This is a genomic window from Phytobacter sp. SCO41 (assembly GCF_003073275.1).
Taxonomy (GTDB): Bacteria; Pseudomonadota; Gammaproteobacteria; order Enterobacterales; family Enterobacteriaceae; genus Phytobacter; species Phytobacter diazotrophicus.
The window spans coordinates 1,447,325-1,463,992 of sequence record NZ_CP027225.1 but is presented as its reverse complement, the minus strand read 5'-3'; the positions used below and the strand labels follow the sequence as shown (position 1 = coordinate 1,463,992).

15 protein-coding genes are annotated in these 16,668 nt (G+C 55.1%); 11 read left to right on the top strand and 4 right to left on the bottom strand.

Annotation, left to right across the window (positions count from 1 at the left end):
* Window positions 1–12 precede the first annotated feature (12 nt).
* The 9 genes from C5523_RS07185 (at window position 13) to focA (ending at window position 10,336) form a co-directional block, all read left to right on the top strand.
* Window positions 13–1,452: a hydrogenase 4 subunit D gene (locus C5523_RS07185; RefSeq protein WP_108700848.1), complete on the top strand. Its 1,440-nt coding sequence runs from the start codon at window positions 13–15 to the stop codon at window positions 1,450–1,452.
* A gap of 12 nt (window positions 1,453–1,464) precedes the next feature.
* Window positions 1,465–2,115, top strand: coding sequence for a hydrogenase 4 membrane subunit (hyfE, locus tag C5523_RS07180; protein WP_039079701.1), 651 nt, complete (start codon window positions 1,465–1,467; stop codon window positions 2,113–2,115).
* Between the two features lie 4 nt (window positions 2,116–2,119).
* Window positions 2,120–3,709, top strand: a complete 1,590-nt coding sequence (locus C5523_RS07175) for a hydrogenase 4 subunit F (RefSeq protein ID WP_039079700.1) — start codon at window positions 2,120–2,122, stop codon at window positions 3,707–3,709.
* Between the two features lie 14 nt (window positions 3,710–3,723).
* Window positions 3,724–5,433, top strand: a complete 1,710-nt coding sequence (locus C5523_RS07170; protein ID WP_369944928.1) for an NADH-quinone oxidoreductase subunit C — start codon at window positions 3,724–3,726, stop codon at window positions 5,431–5,433.
* 10 nt (window positions 5,434–5,443) lie between these two features.
* On the top strand, window positions 5,444–5,992 hold the full coding sequence (gene hyfH / locus C5523_RS07165) for a hydrogenase 4 subunit H (RefSeq protein ID WP_039079698.1): 549 nt from the start codon (window positions 5,444–5,446) through the stop codon (window positions 5,990–5,992).
* Window positions 5,989–6,765 carry an NADH-quinone oxidoreductase subunit B family protein gene (locus C5523_RS07160; protein WP_071193407.1) on the top strand — a complete coding sequence of 259 codons (777 nt, stop codon included), beginning with the start codon at window positions 5,989–5,991 and terminating at the stop codon, window positions 6,763–6,765. Before hyfH ends, C5523_RS07160 begins: the two co-directional genes overlap by 4 nt.
* Window positions 6,758–7,168 carry a formate hydrogenlyase maturation HycH family protein gene (locus tag C5523_RS07155; protein ID WP_039079696.1) on the top strand — a complete coding sequence of 137 codons (411 nt, stop codon included), beginning with the start codon at window positions 6,758–6,760 and terminating at the stop codon, window positions 7,166–7,168. Before C5523_RS07160 ends, C5523_RS07155 begins: the two co-directional genes overlap by 8 nt.
* A gap of 225 nt (window positions 7,169–7,393) precedes the next feature.
* Entirely contained in the window at window positions 7,394–9,343 is a 1,950-nt protein-coding gene (locus C5523_RS07150; RefSeq protein WP_108700847.1) for a sigma 54-interacting transcriptional regulator, read from the top strand.
* A gap of 135 nt (window positions 9,344–9,478) precedes the next feature.
* Entirely contained in the window at window positions 9,479–10,336 is an 858-nt protein-coding gene (focA, locus tag C5523_RS07145; RefSeq protein WP_039079694.1) for a formate transporter FocA, read from the top strand.
* An 82-nt stretch (window positions 10,337–10,418) separates the two neighbouring features.
* On the opposite strand, the gene C5523_RS07140 is transcribed toward focA, so the two are convergent.
* A complete protein-coding gene (locus C5523_RS07140) occupies window positions 10,419–11,489 on the bottom strand; it encodes an AI-2E family transporter (RefSeq protein WP_108700846.1) in 1,071 nt (356 codons plus the stop codon).
* A gap of 222 nt (window positions 11,490–11,711) precedes the next feature.
* On the opposite strand from C5523_RS07140, the gene bepA reads away from it, so the two are divergent.
* Both bepA and arsC read left to right on the top strand, forming a co-directional pair.
* Window positions 11,712–13,175, top strand: a complete 1,464-nt coding sequence (gene bepA, locus C5523_RS07135; RefSeq protein ID WP_039079692.1) for a beta-barrel assembly-enhancing protease — start codon at window positions 11,712–11,714, stop codon at window positions 13,173–13,175.
* 12 nt (window positions 13,176–13,187) lie between these two features.
* Window positions 13,188–13,547, top strand: a complete 360-nt coding sequence (arsC, locus tag C5523_RS07130) for an arsenate reductase (glutaredoxin) (protein WP_039079691.1) — start codon at window positions 13,188–13,190, stop codon at window positions 13,545–13,547.
* 34 nt (window positions 13,548–13,581) lie between these two features.
* Here the strand turns inward: arsC and C5523_RS07125 are convergent, their stop codons facing one another.
* From C5523_RS07125 to upp, 3 genes are all read right to left on the bottom strand, one after another.
* On the bottom strand, window positions 13,582–14,283 hold the full coding sequence (locus C5523_RS07125) for a DnaA inactivator Hda (protein ID WP_064572411.1): 702 nt from the start codon (window positions 14,281–14,283) through the stop codon (window positions 13,582–13,584).
* Window positions 14,284–14,378: 95 nt separating this feature from the next.
* Window positions 14,379–15,668: a uracil permease gene (uraA, locus tag C5523_RS07120; protein WP_039079689.1), complete on the bottom strand. Its 1,290-nt coding sequence runs from the start codon at window positions 15,666–15,668 to the stop codon at window positions 14,379–14,381.
* Window positions 15,669–15,941: 273 nt separating this feature from the next.
* A complete protein-coding gene (gene upp, locus C5523_RS07115; RefSeq protein WP_039079688.1) occupies window positions 15,942–16,568 on the bottom strand; it encodes a uracil phosphoribosyltransferase in 627 nt (208 codons plus the stop codon).
* Window positions 16,569–16,668: the final 100 nt, after the last annotated feature.

Below are 16,668 nucleotides of genomic sequence, written 5' to 3'. Positions count from 1 at the left end.
CGCTGAATTACTATGGAAACAATTGCCCTGACGACCCTGCTCCTGCCGTTTATCGGCGCGCTGGTCGTCTCTTTGGCCCCCAGACAGACCGCCCCCATGCTGTCCACCGTGTTCGCATTGCTGGCAACTATTGCCACGGTCGCACTGGCGGCGGGCTTTCATGCCGCAGGCAGCGAGGTTGTAGATATCCCGCTGCTTAGCGCCGGACAGATAGCGTTGTTCGGGATGACGGTAGACAAAATCAGCACTCTGATTCTGTTTGTGGTGGTCTTCCTCGGTCTGCTGGTGGCGCTCTACTCCACGGGATATCTGACCCGTGGCAATAAGGAACACCCGCACGATGGCAGCAATCGCTACTACGCATTCTTGCTGATTTTTATCGGTGCGATGTCCGGCCTGGTGCTCTCCTCCACGCTGCTGGGCCAGTTGCTGTTTTTTGAAATCACCGGCGGCTGCTCCTGGGCGCTCATCAGCTATTACCAGTCCGAGAAATCCCAACGCTCGGCGATGAAAGCGCTGCTGATCACCCACGTCGGTTCGCTGGGCTTGTATCTGGCGGCGGCCACGCTGTTTCTGCAAACCGGCACCTTCGCGCTGAGCGCCTTAAGCCAGTTAAACGGCAGCGGCGCCTTAATCGTCTACGGTGGGATTTTGTTTGCCGCCTGGGGGAAATCGGCGCAACTGCCGTTGCAGGCCTGGCTACCGGATGCGATGGAAGCGCCGACGCCAGTCAGTGCATACCTGCACGCCGCTTCGATGGTGAAAGTGGGCGTTTACATTTTTGCCCGCGCTATTTCCGAAGGTGGGCAGATCCCGGAAGTCATTGGCTGGGTCGGCGTCACCATGGCGACCATCACCCTGGTGTACGGTTTCCTGATGTACCTGCCGCAAAAAGACATGAAGCGCCTGCTTGCCTGGTCGACCATTTCCCAACTGGCGTGGATTTTCCTCGCTCTGTCGATGTCGATTTTCGGTTCGAAAATGGCCTTCAACGCGGGGATTGTTTACATCTTTAACCACGCCTTCGCCAAGAGCCTGTTCTTCCTGGTTGCCGGGGCACTCAGCTATAGCTGCGGTACGCGTATGCTGCCGCGTCTTCGTGGCGTGATGCGCACGCTCCCTATCGCCGGGATCGGCTTTTGCGTTGCGGCGCTCGCCATTACCGGTGTGCCGCCGTTCAACGGTTTTTTCAGCAAGTTCCCCCTGTTTGCCGCCGGGTTCTCCCTCTCCGATCAGCACCCCATTCTGCTCGCGGTGATGATCCTGGCGCTGGTGGAATCGGTCGCCAGCTTCGGCTGGTTTATCTACTGGTTCGGGCGCGTGGTGCCGGGTGAACCCAGCGAAGAGGTGGCACAGGCGGCACCGCTACCGTATGCCATGAAACTGGTGCTGGGGATTCTGGTGGTGATGTCGCTGTGCTCAAGTCTCATTGCCGCAGCGTGGATTGGATAAAGGGAGTCGAAGATGACGGGAACATTGGTAGTTAACAATCTGGCGGGGCTGATGATGTTCACCTCGTTATTGGTCACTTGCGCCAGACGCTACACCGTCTCCTGCTGGTTGTACGCCCTGCAATCACTGGTGCTGGTGTCGATATTTTTTACCCTCTCACAACTGCTGGATGCAGAACAACTGCGGATGTGGTCCATCAGCGCCTTCTTTACCAAGGTTCTGATGGTGCCGCTGATTATGGGCTATGCATTTCGCAAAATGGCGCCAGAGGGTCAGGGAGAACGCCTGTTTGGCCCTGCCGCACTGGTGCTGATGGCCGCAGGCATCGTGCTGCTGTGCTGGTTTGTGGTGCGTCCGGTGCAGTTGCCGCTGGTCGCGCAACTTAAACCCGCGCTGGCGGTGGCGCTCGGCCACTTCCTGCTGGGGCTACTGTGCATCGTCAGCCAACGCAATATCCTGCGCCAGGTGTTTGGCTACTGCCTGATGGAGAACGGTTCGCATCTGGTGCTGGCGCTGCTGGCATGGCGTGCGCCGGAGTTGGTTGAAATCGGCATCGCCACCGACGCCATTTTCGCGGTGATCGTCATGACAATACTGGCGCGAAAAATCTGGCGTACCCACGGCACGCTGGACGTTAATAACCTTACGGCGCTGAAAGGATAACAACATGAGTCACGCATTGATGTTTACCTTGCTGTTGCTCACGCCGCTGGTCATCTCCGCACTCTGCTTCCTGTGCCGTCTGCGAGGGAATGCCGCGCGCGCTCTGGTCACCACCGTGCATTTCGTCGGTATCGTCGTGCTGATGGTCGTGGCACTGTGGACGGTTGCGGAAGCTGTAACTGAGGGCGAGATATTCGCCGCCCATCGCTGGCTACATATCGACAGCTTAAGCGGGTTGTTCTTGTCGCTTCTTGGGATCATCGGTTTTATCACCGGGTTGTACTCCATTGGTTATATGCGCCATGAAGTCGATCATGGGGAAATTACCGTCGGCACCCTGTGCAACTACTACGGTTTCTTCCATCTGTTTCTCTTCACCATGCTGTTGGTGGTCACCAGTAACAACCTGATTGTCATGTGGGCAGCCATTGAGGCCACCACACTGAGCTCAGCGTTTCTGGTGGGGATTTACGGTCAGCGTTCTTCGCTGGAAGCCGCGTGGAAATACATCATTATCTGTACTGTCGGCGTCGCGTTTGGCCTGTTCGGTACGGTCCTGGTGTATGCCAATGCCGCCAGCTTTATGGTGGAGCCTGACCACGCGATTTTCTGGACCGAAGTCCTTAAAGAGAGCAGCAACCTCGACCCCACGCTGATGGTGCTGGCATTTGTCTTCGTGCTGATCGGTTTTGGGACCAAAACCGGTTTGTTCCCGATGCACGCCTGGCTGCCGGATGCCCACAGTGAAGCGCCAAGCCCGGTCAGCGCCCTGCTCTCAGCGGTGCTGCTGAACTGCGCGCTGCTGGTGCTGATTCGCTACTACATCATTATCTGCCATGCCATCGGCAGCACTTTCCCCAATACCTTGTTGATGATTTTCGGCCTGCTCTCAGTGGCGGTGGCGGCGTTCTTTATCCTCGTTCAACAGGATATGAAACGCCTGCTCGCCTACTCGAGCGTGGAAAACATGGGGCTGGTGGCGGTGGCGCTCGGTATCGGCGGCCCGCTGGGTATTCTCGCCGCGCTGCTGCACACGCTGAACCATAGCCTGGCCAAAACGCTGTTGTTCTGCGGTTCCGGCAACGTGCTGCTGAAATACGGCACCCGCAATCTGGACGTGGTATGCGGCATGCTGAAAGTCATGCCGTTTACCGCAGTTCTGCTCGGCGGCGGCGCGCTGGCACTGGGCGGCATGCCCCCGTTCAATATTTTCCTCAGCGAGTTTATGACCGTCACCGCCGGGCTGGCGGCCGATCACCTGCTGGTGACTATCGTACTCCTGCTGTTGCTGACGATTGTGCTTGGCGGACTGGTGCGCATGGTCGCCAAAGCGCTGTTTGCCGCACCGCCTCAGGAAGTCGCCAGCGGTGAGCTCGGCTGGCTCACCACAGTGCCGATGGTCATTTTGCTGGTGATGATGCTGGTAATGGGAACCCATATTCCACAACCGGTAAGCAAAATGCTGGCAAATGCTTCTGCCATCGTGATGTCCGGTAATGATGAACAATCAACACAATTTAGTTGGCTGTGGGCGTCGTTTGACACCACCGCCGCAACCGCAACACCCGCGCGGGTTCAGGGAGAGTTAAAGTGAGTTATTTAGAGAGTATCAGTCTCGATGCCCCTCGTGGCGGTGCCTGTCTTGCGGCGTTAAACGCGCAATTTCCCGGTGCCATTCTTGAAGAAGAGCGGCAAACTTTTGAGCAGACCACCATTACGGTAAAACTCAATCTGCTGCCGGATATTGTGCATTATCTCTATTACCAGCATGACGGCTGGTTACCGGTGTTATTCGGTAACGATGAACGTACGCTGAATGGTCATTACGCGGTCTACTACGCCCTTTCTATGGAAGGGGCGGAAAAATGCTGGATTGTGGTAAAAGCGTTGGTGGATGCCAACACGCGTGAATTCCCCTCCGTCACTCCGAAGGTGCCCGCCGCCGTCTGGGGCGAACGTGAAATCCGCGACATGTACGGTCTGATCCCGGTAGGCCTGCCGGATCAGCGCCGTCTGGTGCTGCCGGACGACTGGCCGGACGATTTGCATCCGCTGCGTAAAGACACCATGGATTACCGTCTGCGCCCGGAGCCGACCACCGATACGGAAAACTATCCGTTTATCAACGATGGCGATAGCTCAGCGCGTATCGTGCCCATCGGCCCGCTGCATATCACGTCGGACGAACCGGGCCACTTCCGTCTGTTTGTTGATGGCGAGCGCATTGTCGATGCCGATTACCGCCTGTTCTACGTTCACCGCGGTATGGAAAAACTGGCAGAAACCCGCATGGGTTATAACGAAGTGACGTTTCTGTCAGACCGCGTCTGCGGGATATGCGGCTTCGCCCACAGCGTGGCCTACACCACCTCGGTAGAAAACGCCCTGGGTATTGTTGTGCCGCAACGCGCTCACACTATCCGCTCGGTGCTGCTGGAAGTGGAACGTCTGCACAGCCATCTGTTAAACATTGGGCTTTCCAGTCACTTCGTCGGCTTCGATACCGGTTTTATGCAATTTTTCCGCATCCGCGAAAAATCGATGACCATGGCAGAACTGCTGACCGGCTCGCGTAAAACGTATGGCCTGAATCTGATTGGCGGCGTGCGGCGCGACATCCTGAAAGAGCAGCGCATTAAAACTATCCAACTGGTGAAGGAGATGCGCGCGGAAGTCGTCCAACTGGTGGATATGCTGCTCTCAACGCCGAATATGGCACAGCGTACTCAGGGGGTTGGGGTGCTGGACCGTCAGATTGCGCGCGACTATAGCCCGGTCGGCCCGCTGATTCGCGGCAGTGGCTTTAACCGTGATCTGCGCTTTGACCATCCGTATGCCGACTACGGCAATCTGCCAAAAACCTTGTTTAGCTGGCCCGCCGGGGATGTTTTCTCGCGCGTGATGGTGCGTATCAAAGAGACGCTTGATTCCCTCTCGATGATTGAGTTTGCCCTCGACAATATGCCAGACACCGCGCTGTTAACCGAAGGGTTCAGCTACAAGCCGCATAAATTCGCACTGGGTTATGTGGAAGCACCGCGCGGCGAGGATGTGCACTGGAGCATGCTCGGCGACAACCAGAAGCTATTCCGCTGGCGCTGCCGCGCGGCGACCTATGCCAACTGGCCGGTGCTGCGCTATATGCTGCGCGGCAATACCGTTTCCGATGCGCCGTTGATTATCGGGAGTCTCGACCCCTGCTATTCCTGTACGGACCGCGTCACGCTGGTGGATGTACGTAAGCGCAAGTCCACCACCGTGCCGTACAAAGAGATCGAGCGTTACAGTATTGAACGTCGCAATTCGCCGCTGAGATAAGGAAGATACGATGCTTAAATTGTGGAAAACCATTATCAGAGCGGGCGAAGTCACGGTGAAATACCCGTTTGCGCCGCTGGAGGTCTGCCCTGGATTTCGCGGCAAACCCGAACTTAATCCTGAGCAGTGTATCGCCTGCGGCGCCTGCACCACCGCCTGCCCTGCCAACGCGCTGACGATGGAAACCCATCCGGATGACAACGCCCGCATCTGGCAACTGTTTATCGGCCGCTGCATCTACTGTGGCCGCTGCGAAGAGGTGTGCCCAACGCACGCCATTCGCCTGTCAGAGGAGTTTGAGCTGGCAGTGACCCGCAAAGAAGATCTCTACGTGCGCGCGACCTTTCGGCTGCAGCATTGCAGCGAGTGCCACGCCCCCTTTGCGCCGGAAAAATCCGTCGCCCTGGCGGCTGAATTACTGGCACTTCATCAATCGAACCCGGCGCTGGTGGAAACCCTGCGCGCCCAGGCGAATGTCTGCCCGGCATGTAAACGTCGGGCGGCACTGGAGCATCGCGGCAGCACCAACGTTCATTATTATATTGAGGAGCAAGCATGAGCGCCGATTCCCTGACGTTAAAGCAGCATGTCAGTCAGCCCATAACGCTGGATGAACAAGCGCAAAAACTCAAGCAAGTGCTGCTTCGCGATATTCAACGTTCTGCCTATGTTTACCGCGTGGACTGCGGGGGATGTAACGGCTGTGAAATTGAGATCTTCGCCGCGATCACCCCGCTGTTCGATGCCGAACGCTTCGGCATTAAAGTCGTTGCGTCACCGCGTCACGCCGACATTTTACTGTTTACCGGCGCGGTCACCCGCGCCATGCGTATGCCCGCGCTGCGTGCCTGGCATTCCGCGCCTGACCACAAAATCGCGATCTCCTATGGCGCATGCGGCGTCGGCGGCGGTATTTTTCACGATCTCTACAGCGTCTGGGGCGGCAGCGATACCATCGTCCCCATTGATGTATGGATCCCCGGCTGCCCGCCGACCCCGGCGGCAACGGTGCATGGTTTCGCCGTCGCGCTCGGCCTGCTGGAACAGAAACTGCACGCCGAAGATCATCACCAGGCTGAAAATGAAACGGCGACCGTTCGTTGGCCTGCCGTACCACTGGCCATGCGCGTTAATATCGAGCGTCTGGCGCGTCGCCTGGCAGGCTATCGCCAGGGACGTGAAATTGCCGATCACTTCTTCGCGCTGTTGACCGAAGGCGATCCACGCGAAAGTTCCGCGCGTATTAATGCCTGGTTGCAGCAGGCGGCCGATCCGCGTCTGGACACCATCGTGCAGCAACTGCGCGCCGAGATGGAGGGAAAGCATGTCTGAGAAGGGCAGCAAAGTGATGTTCTGGACGCTGCGGCAGAAATTTGTCGATGACAGCGTCAATGTCGAGGAAAAAAGCCGCCAGGTGATGTACTACTCGCTGGCCATTGGTCACCACGTGGGGGTAATTGACTGCCTCAACGTGGTGCTGGAATGTCCACTTGCCGACTACGAGCGCTGGCTTGCGCTACTGGATGAGGACGCACGTAAGAAAATGCAGGGGCTGCTCACGTTTGGCGAAATCATCATTGATGCCAGTCACGTCAATAAACTGGCCCCCGCCTTTGCTAAACTGGCAGAAGAAGCGGATGATCCCTGGCGTAGCTGGAGCCAGCTCATCTTGCAGCAATTGAAAGACATTGCCGGTGAGCCGGCGATTTATCTGATGGTGCGGCGGCTGGATTAACCATTAGTGATATCAATAAAACGTCAATTCGTATGACAATTAGCTATACGTGAAGCGGGTAACACTACAAAATAAGGGGGTATAGTAGTATACCGGGTGGCCCGCTCTCTTACCGAAGAACAATCACTTGATATGAAAAAACGGATAAGGAAGTCACATTATGTTGATTTATGACTGTTTTTTTCTGCTTTTCTGTACAATTGATTCTGGAAGGATGCAGTATCCATGATTTTACAGCATTTGCTGGAACAGAAAGATAAGGCGTCCGTCCTGCGGGCGTTCATTCCCCTACCACCTCCGTTCAGCCCCATTCAGTTTGTCGAACTTCGCCTCAGTAATTCGCGATTCTACCGCTGTTTTGACGACGGAAGCGTTGAGTTCTGCACCAGTGAATATGCCGGTTCAATCAGCGACAGCTCAAAACAGGTGATTTTACTTGCCGGAGAAACCATGGCTGAGCTGCGCTTTGTGCGCACCGATGGCGGTAAATTTTGCGAAAAAGACAGCACCATGTTTGCATGGCTGGCACGCCTCGCGGCGCAAGGTTTAGAGGGTGATATTGAGCGCGACAAGCTGGAGCAATCCGTTTCGCTGTTGCGCCAGGAGCTTGACCATGACCGGGTTCTGGTCGATATCACCAACTCGGTACTGTCTCACCTTGATATTGATGAACTGGTGGCGGATGTCTCGCGTGAAATCCACCGCTTCTTTGGCGTGGATACGGTCGCAATGGTGCTCCGCGATGCCCTGCGCTCGCGCCAGCTTATGTGGAACTCGACGGATTTCACGGTTCAGCCGCCAACAAGCCAGCAATACCCGCTACGCAGCGATAGCCAGTTGCTGCATACGGCGCTCAATGAAAATCATGCGACCCTGTTGCAAAAAAAGGACGAGCCGCAAATGTGGCTAAATGATCCCTTGCTGCAACAGTTGGAGGCGCAAGGTCTGGAGACGGTCTTTATTCTGCCGCTGGCTTTTAGCCATCAGTCCACCGGCGTACTGGTACTGGCACACCGGGATTTGTCGATTTTTAACGCACAAAACTGTCGATTACTTCGACAGATTGCCGACAGAATTGGCATTGCTGTCGATAATGCCGATGCCTATCGTAAAGTGACGCATCTGAAAGAAAACCTCAAAAACGAGAACAACAAACTTAACGAGCAAATTCTTTCCAGCCAGAGCTTTGGCGACATTATTTATCAGAGCGACGCCATGCGCGATGTGCTCCAGCAGGTCAATATTGTTGCCCTGAGTGACAGTACAGTGCTGATTCTTGGCGAAACCGGTACAGGGAAAGAGATTATTGCCCGTGCCATTCACCAGATGAGTCTGCGCAAAGATAAACCGCTGGTGAAAATCAACTGTGCCGCCATTCCGTCGACCCTGCTGGAAAGCGAACTGTTTGGTCACGATAAAGGGGCATTTACCGGCGCTATCAACACCCACCGTGGACGCTTTGAAATGGCGGATGGGGGGACGCTGTTCCTCGATGAAATCGGCGATATGCCGATTGAACTGCAACCTAAATTATTGCGTGTGCTACAGGAAAGGGAGATTGAGCGCATTGGCGGCACCCGCACCATTCCCGTTAACGTTCGGGTCATCGCCGCGACTAACCGCGACCTGAAACAGATGGTCATCGACCGGGAGTTTCGCAACGACCTGTTCTATCGCCTGAATGTGTTCCCGCTGGTGTTGCCGCCGCTGCGCGATCGCCCGGACGATATCCCGTTGCTGGTCAGGTACTTCACACAAAAACTGGCGCGCCGTTTAAACCGCCAAATCGACACCATTCCTGCCGATGCAATGCGCCAGTTGATGCGCTACGAATGGCCAGGCAACGTGCGCGAACTGGAAAATATTCTCGAACGTGCGGTCCTGCTCTCACGCGATAATACGCTGAGCCTGCATTTGAATGCGCAACCCAGTAGCATGGTGCAGCCTGTGGCCCATGATCCTTTTCCTTTTCCCCTGCCCCGCGTGGCGGAAATGATGCACACCGAGCCGCCGGAAAATGATGAAGAGGAACGTCAGCGTATTATTCAGGTGCTGCGGGAAACAAACGGTATTGTCGCCGGGCCGCGCGGTGCGGCGTCAAAATTAGGGATGAAACGTACCACGCTGTTATCACGTATGCAGCGGTTGGGTATTACCGTTCGGGAAGTATTGTAATTGAGCTTCTGAGTTTAAGTGTGAGCGAATTAACGCTTTAGAGGCGATACCGGCTAAATGGCTGGTACGCCCTATGCATATAAATGCGGGTGTCGATATTGCTCCCTCATTAATGCATAGACTCAGGAGATTCTCATGGATACCAGCAATGCTTTTGATCTGCGACTTCCCGCAGAAATGGCAAAGGTCGCCGAACAGGCAGGGTTATATAAAGTCAGCAAGAAGAAAGAACTGTCATTCTTTCTCGCGGTCACGGCTGGTGTATTTATTTCCATTGCATTCGTTTTCTATATTACCGTCACGACCGGGCCTGCCCCTGCAACCGCCCTGGCAAAACTGGCCGGCGGCGTGTGCTTCTCGCTGGGCCTAATCCTGGTGGTGGTCTGTGGCGCAGATTTGTTCACCTCGACAGTATTGACGGTGATGGCAAAAGCCAGCGGGCTAATAAGCTGGCGACAGTTAATTATCAACTGGATAATTGTCTATTTCGGTAACCTTGTCGGTGCCCTGTTTTTTGTCGCGCTGATTTGGTTTGCCGGGCAATATATGAGTGGCAATGGTCTTTGGGGATTAAATGTATTACAGACCGCCGACCATAAAATGCATCACACCTTCATTGAAGCCGTTTGCCTGGGGACGCTATGTAATTTAATGGTATGCCTGGCTGTGTGGATGAGTTATTCCGGGCATACGCTAACCGATAAAATTATGGCGATGCTGTTGCCTATCGGTATGTTTGTCGCCAGCGGCTTCGAACACAGCATCGCGAATATGTTTTTGATCCCGCTTTCTATTGTTATTCGTTATTTTGCACCCGAAGGATTCTGGACCAGCATTCACGCCAGCCCGGAAAATTTTCCGGCATTGACAGTCAGCAATTTTATCACGGCCAATCTGATCCCGGTGACGATAGGTAATATTATCGGCGGCGGGCTGCTGGTGGGGATTACTTACTGGATTATCTATTTGCGTAACCAAAATAACGGCCACTAACCGCGTCCCTGATGGCGCTGCGCTTATCAGGGCTACGATTGGTAGCCTCGCTAAGCACCGCGCCAGCGGGGAAGACATCACGTCAGACGTGATGGTCGTCAACCACCACGGTATCTGGCCATGCGTGAATCACTGCCTGCACCAGCGTCGCCAGCGGGATGGCGAAGAACACCCCCCAGAACCCCCACAGACCGCCAAAGATAATTACCGACAGGATAATGACCAACGGGTGCAGGTTAACCGCTTCGGAAAACAGTAACGGCACAAGCAGGTTGCCATCCAGCCCCTGGATTATCAGGTAGACAGCAAAACAGCTCCAGAACTCGGTGCCCGCACCAAACTGAAACAGCGCCACGCCAATCACCGGAATGGTGACCACAAACGCGCCGATGTAAGGAATCAGCACCGAGAACCCCACCAGCACCGCCAGCAGCAATGAATAGTTAAGGCCAAAGAGCTGAAAACCTAACCAGGTGGCAACACCGACGACAACCATCTCCAGCACTTTGCCGCGAATGTAGTTGGTTATCTGCTGGTTCATCTCTTTCCAGACCTGCCCTGCCAGCCCACGGTTACGCGGTAAGACGCGGCGCACCGCATTGAGCATCTGTTCTTTATCCTTCACCAGGAAGAAGACCATCAGAGGCACCAGGACCAGATAGACCGCCAGCGTCAGCAGCCCGACCAGCGATGCAAGGGAGTATTTCACCACCGAATCGCCCATGCCCAGCATCCGGGCACGCATGTTTTCTGCCATTGCATCGATGATGCCCGCATCCATTAACATCGGATAACGTCGTGGCAGCGTGGCGGCATAATCGGAAAGTTTATTGAGCATACCCGGCATGTCGCGAATCAGATTCATCCCCTGCTGCCAGGCAACCGGCATCACAACAAATGCCATAATCATCAGGATGCCGACAAACAGTAGCAGCACCATCGTGGCGGCCCAGCGGCGGGAGAAACCGACTCTTTCCAGACGGACGGTTGGCCATTCGAGAAGATAGGCCAGCACGATGGCAACCAGCAGCGGCGCAAGAAGACCGCTAAAAAAGAAGAGAATGACAAAACCTGCCAGCAAAATGACCAGCAGCGCGATCGCTTCCGGGTCGCTAAAGCGACGGCGATACCACTGCATCAACAATTCAAGCATATGTTCCTTCCAGGAGCCGGATTGACCGGTGTGAGTTCAGGAATTGTATCGAAATGTCACAAAAAAGACTTCGCTTTTCGTCGCCTTTACAGGAAACATGATGAGCGGGCAAAAAGGTGTTATTCCCCCATCAGGGGGGATAAACTCTCTGTTTTATTTCGCCGGAACGAACCCCGGCTCGTCAGGTCAAATGATTACCCGAAAAATTACAGGATTGAGGTTATGTTCAGGCAGTTGAAAAAAACGCTGGTCGCAACCCTTATCGCCACGCTGACGCTCGGCCAGATGATGCCCGCGTTTGCGGATTCTGCAGACAGTCTGCCCGATATGGGAACCTCCGCAGGAAGCACCCTGTCCATTGGTCAGGAAATGCAAATGGGCGACTATTATGTTCGCCAGCTGCGCGGCAGTGCGCCGCTGATCAACGACCCTTTACTGGTTCAGTACATCAACGGACTGGGCATGCGCCTGGTCTCGCATGCGAACTCGGTAAAGACCCCGTTTCATTTCTACTTAGTCAATAATGACGAAATCAACGCCTTTGCTTTCTTTGGCGGCAACGTGGTGCTGCATTCAGCGCTGTTTCGCTATGCGGATAACGAAAGCCAACTGGCGTCGGTGATGGCGCACGAAATTTCCCACGTGACCCAGCGCCATCTGGCGCGTGCCATGGAAGATCAGAAGCGTAGCGCCCCCCTGACCTGGGCTGGCGCACTCGGCTCCATTCTGTTAGCCATGGCAAGCCCGCAGGCCGGGATGGCGGCGCTCACCGGTACACTGGCCGGTACGCAGCAAGGCATGATCACCTTTACGCAGCAGAACGAACAGGAAGCGGACCGCATCGGGATTCAGGTTTTGCAACGCTCCGGTTTCGATCCACAGGCAATGCCAACTTTCCTGGAAAAGCTGCTTGATCAATCACGCTACGCCTCTCGTCCACCGGAAATTTTGCTGACCCACCCCTTACCGGAAAGCCGTCTTGCCGATGCGCGTAACCGCGCCAACCAGATGCGCCCGGTGGTCGTGCAATCCTCCGAAGAATTTTACCTGGCCAAAGCCAGAGCCCTGGGGATGTATAACTCCGGGCGTAATCAGCTCACCAGCGATATGTTAGATGCCTGGGCAAAAGGCAATGTGCGCGAGCAGCATGCCGCACAATATGGTCGCGCCCTGCAGGCAATGGAGGCGAAGAACTTCGCCGACGCCGCTAAAACACTGCAACCCCTGCTGAGCGCCAATCCGACAAATGCCTGGTATATCGACCTGGCGACCGACATTGATTTAGGGCAGAACAAAAACAACGAAGCGATTAACCGTCTGAAAAATGCGGCGGAAATCAAAACCAACCCGGTATTGCAGCTTAACCTGGCAAACGCCTATCTGAGCAGCGGTCAGGCTGCCGCGGCAGAGGCGATACTCAATCGTTATACCTTTAACTGGAAGGACGATGTAAACGGCTGGGAGCTGCTGGCGCAAGCGGAAGCCACATTAGGCCATCGCGATGAAGAGCTGGCGGCGCGTGCCGAAGGGCTGGCGCTGACGGGTAAGCTGGATCAGGCCATTACGCTGCTGGGGAGCGCCAGTTCGCAGGTCAAATTGGGCAGTCTGCAGCAGGCCCGTTACGATGCACGTATCGATCAGCTTCGTCAGTTGCAGAAAACGTTCCGCCCGTATCAGAAGATGTAACAAGGAGAACCGATGACAGACGCGGTGAAGATTTACCACAACCCTCGCTGCTCCAAGAGCCGCGATACCCTCAGCCTGCTGAAAGCCAACGGCATTGATCCGCAGGTTGTTCTGTATCTGGAAACGCCGCCGGATGCCGACACGCTTAAAGCGCTGTTGAAAATGCTGGGGATGACCAGCGCGCGGGAGCTGATGCGCCAGAAAGAGGATCTCTATAAATCACTGGGACTGGGGGATAGCCATCTCTCAGAAGAGGCGCTGTTGCAGGCGCTGCTTGATAACCCCAAACTGATGGAGCGTCCGATCGTTGTGGCGAACGGTAAGGCGCGCATTGGTCGCCCGCCAGAGCAGGTCCTTGAGATCGTCTATTAATACCACGGGCCCGCAGGTGCGATACTTGCCGGGCCTACAGTTTCAGAATGTCTTTTACGAAGGGAATGGTCAGCTTACGCTGGGCGGTAATAGACGCGCGATCGAGCTGATCGAGCGTGTCAAAGAGCGTGCGCATTTCGCGATCCAGCCGCTTGAGCAGAAAACGTCCCACATCTTCCGGCAACTCAAACCCGCGCAGCCGCGCACGCAGTTGGAGCGCCTGCAGTTTGTCTTCATCAGAGAGCGGTTGCAGCTTGTAGATTTGCCCCCAGTCCAGGCGCGACGCCAGGTCGGGCAACCCCAGATTCAACTGCCGTGGCGGACGATCGCCGGTGATCAGTAACCGCGTTTTGCCTGATTCCAGAATACGGTTATAGAGATTGAAGATGGCCATCTCCCAGGGTTCATCGCCTGCGACACACTCGATATTATCGATACAAACCAGCGAGAGATGTTCCATTCCTTCAAGCACTTCCGGTACAAACCAAGTGCGCTTATCAAGCGGCACATAGCCGACTGCATCACCACGCTGAGAGAGTTCAGCACAGGCAGCATGAAGCAGATGGCTACGTCCTGCCCCTTCACGCGACCAGAAATAGATGTATCCGCTATGATCCTGGCGTAGGACATTTTGCAACGCCGCCAGCAAAGAAGGGTTATCGCCCGGCCAGAAACTCGCAAAAGTTTCATCGTCAGGAAGATAGAGTGGCAGGGAAAGCTGCGCCGGTGTGTTCAGACGTACCTCAACAGGGCTTTAAAAAACGCGGTAAGTTTATCATAAAACTTTACCGCGTTTGAACCGGGCATGACACCCGGTTTGCAGAGCGACAATTAATGCTGATTTGCTTCGCTGTCTTCGGCGTCCAGTACCACTTCTTCCGGACGCAGGACACTGATCAATTTGAAGATCAGGCTCAGCGCAACACCCACGATAGTCGCCAGCGCCATCCCTTTCAGTTCAGCCGCGCCAATGTGCACTTTCGCGCCGCTGACGCCGATGATCAGAATGACGGAGGTCAGGATCAAGTTTTGCGCTTTGCTGTAATCCACTTTGGATTCGATCAGCACGCGAATACCGGATGCGCCGATCACCCCGTACAGCAGCAGAGAGACACCGCCCATCACCGGTACCGGGATAATCTGAATTGCCGCCGCCAGTTTCCCTACGCAGGAGAGCAGAATCGCGATGATAGCCGCGCCACCGATAACCCAGGTACTGTAGACGCGGGTGATCGCCATAACGCCAATGTTCTCACCATAGGTGGTGTTCGGCGTTGAGCCGAAGAAACCGGAAATAATGGTTGAGAAGCCATTGGCAAACATGGAACGGTGCAGGCCAGGGTCACGGATCAGATCGCGTTTCACGATATTGGCGGTAACGACCAGATGGCCCACATGCTCAGCAATAACCACCAGCGCCGCAGGCAGAATGGTGAAGATAGCAAACCATTCGAAACGCGGCGTGTAGAAGGTTGGCAGCGCGAACCAGTGCGCATTGGCAATCGGCGTGGTATCAACAACACCCATTGCAAACGACAGCGCATAACCGGCCAGCACGCCGATCAGAATCGGGATTATCGCCATAAAACCACGGAACAATACGGAACCAAACACGGTCACACCCAGCGTGACCAGCGAGATGAGCACGGTTCTGGAATCCGCAGACTGCCCATCCGCAGGCAGCAGACCGGCCATATTGGCCGCAACACCGGCCAGCTCCAGACCGATGACGGCAACGATTGCGCCCATTGCCGCAGGCGGGAACATCACGTCCAGCCAGCCGGTGCCTGCTTTCTTCACGATGAAGGAAACAATGCAGAACAGCACGCCGCACATAATAAAACCACCCAGCGCCACTTCGTAGCCCAGCGGCAGAAGCAGCAGTACCGGCGAAATAAACGCAAAGCTCGATCCCAGATAAGCCGGGATTTTGCCCTTACAGATAAAGAGATAAAGCAGCGTTCCGATACCGTTAAATAACAGTACGGTGGCCGGGTTAATATGAAACAGGATTGGCACCAGCACGGTTGCGCCAAACATAGCGAACAAGTGCTGCAAACTAAGCGGGATTGTCTGTAAAAGCGGCGGTCTTTCACTCACCCCGATAGCACGGCGCGTCATAGTGTTTTCCTCTGAGTGTTGTTGTTTATCCCCTTCACACGTCAAGACGCTGGTGCGTTGGCCGTACTCGTCCACCCGAATCACTTATTTACGTAAGATCATCAGGATTCGCTCGCTTGTCCTTGCCGGCAACTCGACGTGGTTAGGGTATATGTTCCGCTCATCACCCATCCCGCAGTGTTGTGGACTGCGGGATGAAATCAGGCGGATTCTGTTCTGGTTTACGCCAAAAAAAAGCCGACTTTCAAAGTCGGCTTTTGATTTTTAAAGCATTTATTTCGTACCAAAGATTTTGTCGCCGGCATCGCCGAGGCCCGGAATAATGTATCCGTGCTCATTGAGGCCCTTGTCGATGGACGCGGTATACAGCTCAACGTCCGGGTGCGCTTTCTCCAGCGCGGCGAGGCCTTCCGGGGCAGCAACCAGCACCAGCACTTTGATGCTGTGGCAGCCTGCGTTTTTCAGCAGGTCGATGGTGGCAATCATAGAACCGCCCGTTGCCAGCATCGGGTCAACGACCAGCGCCATACGCTCGTCGATGTTAGAAACCAGTTTCTGGAAATACGGCACCGGCTCCAGGGTCTCTTCATTACGATAGATACCCACCACGCTGATGCGCGCGCTCGGAACGTGTTCCAGCACCCCTTCCATCATGCCCAAACCGGCACGCAGAATAGGGACTACGGTGATTTTTTTGCCTTTGATTTGTTCGACTTCTACCGGGCCGTTCCAGCCTTCGATAGTCACACGTTCCGTTTCCAGATCGGCAGTCGCTTCATAGGTCAGCAGACTACCGACTTCCGAGGCGAGTTCACGAAAGCGTTTGGTGCTGATGTCATTTTCACGCATCAGGCCCAGCTTGTGTTTGACGAGTGGGTGTTTTACTTCCACGACCTTCATACTCTTCTCCTTCCCCAAAACGGTGGCAGCCACAAAAAAATCGCCGGATTATACCGCTTTTTCTCCGCCACGCTACAGGTGCGGCGTTGATCCGGATCAA

Bases quoted from the DNA above. Each gene is read 5' to 3' on its own strand.
- hyfE (WP_039079701.1), top strand. From the start codon at position 1,465: ATGACGGGAACATTGGTAGTTAACAATCTGGCGGGGCTGATGATGTTC.
- hyfH (WP_039079698.1), top strand. From the start codon at position 5,444: ATGCTTAAATTGTGGAAAACCATTATCAGAGCGGGCGAAGTCACGGTG.
- C5523_RS07185 (WP_108700848.1), top strand. From the start codon at position 13: ATGGAAACAATTGCCCTGACGACCCTGCTCCTGCCGTTTATCGGCGCG.
- C5523_RS07140 (WP_108700846.1), bottom strand. From the start codon at position 11,489: ATGCTTGAATTGTTGATGCAGTGGTATCGCCGTCGCTTTAGCGACCCG.
- uraA (WP_039079689.1), bottom strand. From the start codon at position 15,668: ATGACGCGCCGTGCTATCGGGGTGAGTGAAAGACCGCCGCTTTTACAG.
- arsC (WP_039079691.1), top strand. From the start codon at position 13,188: ATGACAGACGCGGTGAAGATTTACCACAACCCTCGCTGCTCCAAGAGC.
- focA (WP_039079694.1), top strand. From the start codon at position 9,479: ATGGATACCAGCAATGCTTTTGATCTGCGACTTCCCGCAGAAATGGCA.
- C5523_RS07150 (WP_108700847.1), top strand. From the start codon at position 7,394: ATGATTTTACAGCATTTGCTGGAACAGAAAGATAAGGCGTCCGTCCTG.
- upp (WP_039079688.1), bottom strand. From the start codon at position 16,568: ATGAAGGTCGTGGAAGTAAAACACCCACTCGTCAAACACAAGCTGGGC.
- C5523_RS07160 (WP_071193407.1), top strand. From the start codon at position 5,989: ATGAGCGCCGATTCCCTGACGTTAAAGCAGCATGTCAGTCAGCCCATA.
- C5523_RS07175 (WP_039079700.1), top strand. From the start codon at position 2,120: ATGAGTCACGCATTGATGTTTACCTTGCTGTTGCTCACGCCGCTGGTC.
- C5523_RS07155 (WP_039079696.1), top strand. From the start codon at position 6,758: ATGTCTGAGAAGGGCAGCAAAGTGATGTTCTGGACGCTGCGGCAGAAA.
- bepA (WP_039079692.1), top strand. From the start codon at position 11,712: ATGTTCAGGCAGTTGAAAAAAACGCTGGTCGCAACCCTTATCGCCACG.